The following is a 3,712-nucleotide window of genomic DNA, read 5'->3' as shown; positions in this document are numbered from 1 at the left end:
AAGTAGTCGGGCCTCCGATACCCGGCAGGTCGTCGCCGTTACTCCTGCACGATTACCGGGTCGCCGACGTTGACCGTGGCGAAGTACCACTCGGCGTCGGTGGGGCTCAGGCCGATGCAGCCGTGGCTGGTGTTCTCGACCCCGAGCGCGTTCTCCGCCCACGGAGCCGAATGCACGAAGAGGCCCCGCCGGGTGATCCGCACGGCGTGATCCACCGACAGCCGGTAGCCGTCGGGGTCGTCGACCGGGATGCCGACGCTGCTGGAGTCCATGATCACCGTGCCCTCCTTGGCGAGAACGGTGTAGTCGCCCACCGGAGTCGGGAATTCCTCTCTGCCCATCGAGGCCGGCAGCACGCCGTCTTCGCCCCAGTGCCGTCGATGGTGTGGCGCCGGTAGTCCCGGTGCGGCTCCCGGCTCCACGCCGTCGATGCTGACGGTGAACGTGTGTTTCGAGATGCTGGCGACGCCAAGGATCTCCGGACCGGTCCGAAACCCGACGGACCGACCGCCCACCGACAGGGTCACCGTGCTGTGCGCCGGCCAGAATCCGTCGGGAACCCACTGCACAACGGTGTCTTCGAGCCAGTCGAACCGGCCGGTCATCGTCGGCGTCGGCGAGGTGGATGTCACGGCGATGGAACGCTCAGCGGCGCGCCGGTCGGCGACCGGCGCGGCGAACGTCACCAGCACCGGATGCGCCACACCCACCACGTCGCCGAAAGCGGGAAGAATCGAGGCGACCGGGTCACGCGGCGGGTTCACCGCCGCCGGACTCACCCCGGCCGGACCGGCGACCACGGTTCCGACACTTATCATCAGTGCAAGGATTGACCGAACCACTGCCCGCATCGCTGCCATCACTCTCCGGTGGCCAATGTTGTCGCTGCCGGTTGTCGATGCTAGGGGTGGGCTGTCGACCGGGATGCCAGGGCGCGCAGACGGTTCGGTCAAGCCTGCGTCAAGGTTTGATTACGGCCGTCGCACGAGTGGCCGGTCGCGTTCACGAAGGCCGTCCCCGGCGGCGAGTGTCATGAGCTACACGTCCGGCGGTGCCGTGTCGGAACAATGTCGCCGTACCTTGCAGCGTGGAACCGCCGTGGAGCGGGCCGAGCGCCGTCGACCTGGAGGTTTGGTGCGCCGTCAGGGTTTCGAACCCCGGACCCGCTGATTAAGAGTCAGCTGCTCTACCAACTGAGCTAACGGCGCGAAACGGCCGAAACCGCGAGGCCGACAATAACAGGCGCCGCGCCCCGTGGCGAATCCGTGTGACGTGGCCGAAATGACGCTGTCGACGTCGCAGGCCCGAGACCAGTACATGTGCGGTGACATGGGGCGAACCATTAGACTACGGCCGGGCGGTTCGGTGGCGATGCTGCCTGCGATCCAGACACGACGTGCGAGGGAAGTATGGCGGTTGGTTCGGCGCCCCGGCGTCGATATCGGTCCAGGTCAGCGGCGCTGCTGCTGGTTCCTGCCATGCTGCTGGTCCTCGCCGCCTGCGGTGGCGCCGAAGCGGAGGCGCCGAAGGCCATCACCGACAAGGGCACCCCGTATGGGGACCTGCTGATTCCCAAGCTCACCGCATCGGTCAAGGACCGCGCCGTGGGTGTCGCCGTCGACGCTCCGGTGACCGTGACCGCCGAAGGCGGCGTGCTCGGCGCGGTCAGCATGGTCAACGAGTACGGCGCCGAGGTCGCCGGGCAGCTCAGCTCGGACGGCCTGACCTGGCGGACCACCGAGCAGCTCGGCTACAACAAGCACTACACGGTGAACGCGAAGTCGCTGGGGCTTGGCGGGGTGACCAGCCGGCAGATCTCGTTCCAGACCCACGCTCCCGACAACCTGACCATGCCGTACCTCGTCCCGTCCGACGGCGAGGTGGTCGGTGTCGGCCAGCCGGTGGTGGTCCGGTTCGACGAGAACATCGCCGACCGCAAGATGGCGGAGAAGGTCATCAAGATCACCACCGACCCGCCGGTGCACGGTGCGTTCTACTGGATGAACAACCACGAGGTGCACTGGCGGCCGCAGTCGTTCTGGTCGCCCGGGACGACCGTCGAGGTGGCCGTCAACACCTACGGTGTCGACCTGGGCAACGGGGTGTTCGGCCAGGACAACGTGGTCGGGCACTTCAGCATCGGCGACGAGGTCATCGCCACCGTCGACGACGACAGCAAGGTGCTGGTGGTCCGGATCAACGGCGAGTCGGTCAAGAGCATCCCGGTGTCGATGGGCAAGGACAGCACCCCGACCAACAACGGCACCTACATCGTCGGCGAGCGGTTCCCGCACATCGTGATGGACTCGTCGACCTACGGCGTGCCGGTCAACTCACCCAACGGCTACCGCACCGACGTCGACTGGGCGACGCAGATCTCCTACAGCGGGATATTCGTGCACTCCGCCCCGTGGTCGGTGGGCGCACAGGGCTACGCCAACACCAGCCACGGCTGCCTCAACGTCAGCCCCGGCAACGCGATGTGGTTCTTCGACCACATCAAGCGCGGCGACGTGGTGGAGATCAGCAACACCGTCGGCCCGCCGCTCCCCGGTGACGAGGGTTTGGGCGACTGGAACATCCCCTGGGCGCAGTGGCAGGCCGGCAACGCCAACCAGCCGGCCGAGCCGCCGGCCCGCTAGGCCCGCAGGCCGGTTGAGCGGGTCGACGTCGTTGATCGCGACGAACCCGGTCGCGGTGCGGGTGACGTTGGTCAGCTCGATGCCGGCACCATCGCTGGCCCGCGCGCCGCGGTAGCAGAGGCGGTCTGTGGGCGTGCTGCAGACAACCGCCTGGGACAACGCGGTACGCACGACCATCTCGGCGCGGTCGCCGGGGTTGCACCGCGCCGCCCCGGTCAGAAAACCCTGCTCGTCGGCGTCCGGCAGTTGTATGCGCGGCGATGGCGACAGCGGCGCGGAGAAGGCAGGCGGTGACACCGGTGCGGTGCTCCGGCGGCCGGTGACATGCAGCGTTACCAGGACCCACCGTTCGACGAGCCACTGAGGTCGTCGTTCGTCTATGCCGCCTGGAGTGTCGATCCGCGCCGGCGGGGCCCGTTCGTGCGGGCCAGCAGCGTCCGGCGCCTCTTCGAATCTCCGCGTGGTACGGCCAAGACCGGGGTGGACAACTCCACCTTGCCGTGCCCCGAGGGCGACGCGCCCTACGTGTTGGTCAACTATGCCCGCCTGCCCGGTGCGGTGGTTCCGTTCATGCTGCCTGCCGCTGTTCGTCCGGCCGGTGCCGCTGGGGTCGACACTCGCCGCACTGTACGGCGACGGCAACCGCCGGCTGGACCTGATCGCCGCCGGGCTCACACCGGAGACCGGATCGGCCGTCCTGGACTACCTGCATCAGGCCTGTGCAGCCGTCCACGAGGCGTCGGCTGAAATCGCGGCAGGCGAGGGCGCCACGTCATAGCGGCCGAACTGCCGGGCCGCGGTTTCAGCAGGTGGAGCTGGCGGCGGGTGATGGTCGCGGCGTCGAAGACCCAGCCACACTCAGCGGAACCCCGGAGCGCCGCCTGCGCGCGGGTATCGCTGCGGGTCGAGACTGTGATGCGTGCGGAAACGCGCCGGTACCTCCTTTGAGGGGTCGGTTCCGTGGACGCTTTCACCGGGCTTTTCCGGCTCTCCTGACGTATCTGTGGGTGGTTTGAGCGCGCCGTGAGACGGCGCACGCCGTTCCCTGCATAGGTTTCGAGCTGTCGAAG

Annotated in this window: 3 protein-coding genes and 1 tRNA gene; 2 read left to right on the top strand and 2 right to left on the bottom strand. The window is 68.0% G+C overall.

Features of this window, described 5'->3' with window-relative positions:
- Positions 1-38 precede the first annotated feature (38 nt).
- Both AC2VNT_RS15315 and AC2VNT_RS15310 read right to left on the bottom strand, forming a co-directional pair.
- Positions 39-851, bottom strand: coding sequence for a L,D-transpeptidase (locus AC2VNT_RS15315; RefSeq protein WP_486947668.1), 813 nt, complete (start codon positions 849-851; stop codon positions 39-41).
- Between the two features lie 281 nt (positions 852-1,132).
- Positions 1,133-1,208 (bottom strand) — tRNA-Lys (locus AC2VNT_RS15310).
- A 201-nt stretch (positions 1,209-1,409) separates the two neighbouring features.
- On the opposite strand from AC2VNT_RS15310, the gene AC2VNT_RS15305 reads away from it, so the two are divergent.
- Positions 1,410-2,642 carry a L,D-transpeptidase gene (locus AC2VNT_RS15305; RefSeq protein ID WP_486947667.1) on the top strand — a complete coding sequence of 411 codons (1,233 nt, stop codon included), beginning with the start codon at positions 1,410-1,412 and terminating at the stop codon, positions 2,640-2,642.
- A 538-nt stretch (positions 2,643-3,180) separates the two neighbouring features.
- Positions 3,181-3,420: a hypothetical protein gene (locus AC2VNT_RS15300; RefSeq protein ID WP_486947666.1), complete on the top strand. Its 240-nt coding sequence runs from the start codon at positions 3,181-3,183 to the stop codon at positions 3,418-3,420.
- Positions 3,421-3,712 lie beyond the last annotated feature (292 nt).

It is taken from the genome of Mycobacterium sp. TH-M15, from assembly GCF_057473705.1.
Note: the sequence above shows the minus strand (reverse complement) of the source record. Positions and strands in the feature narration are given on the sequence as shown.

Bases quoted from the DNA above. Each gene is read 5' to 3' on its own strand.
- AC2VNT_RS15315 (WP_486947668.1), bottom strand. From the start codon at position 851: ATGCGGGCAGTGGTTCGGTCAATCCTTGCACTGATGATAAGTGTCGGA.
- AC2VNT_RS15305 (WP_486947667.1), top strand. From the start codon at position 1,410: ATGGCGGTTGGTTCGGCGCCCCGGCGTCGATATCGGTCCAGGTCAGCG.
- AC2VNT_RS15300 (WP_486947666.1), top strand. From the start codon at position 3,181: ATGCCCGCCTGCCCGGTGCGGTGGTTCCGTTCATGCTGCCTGCCGCTG.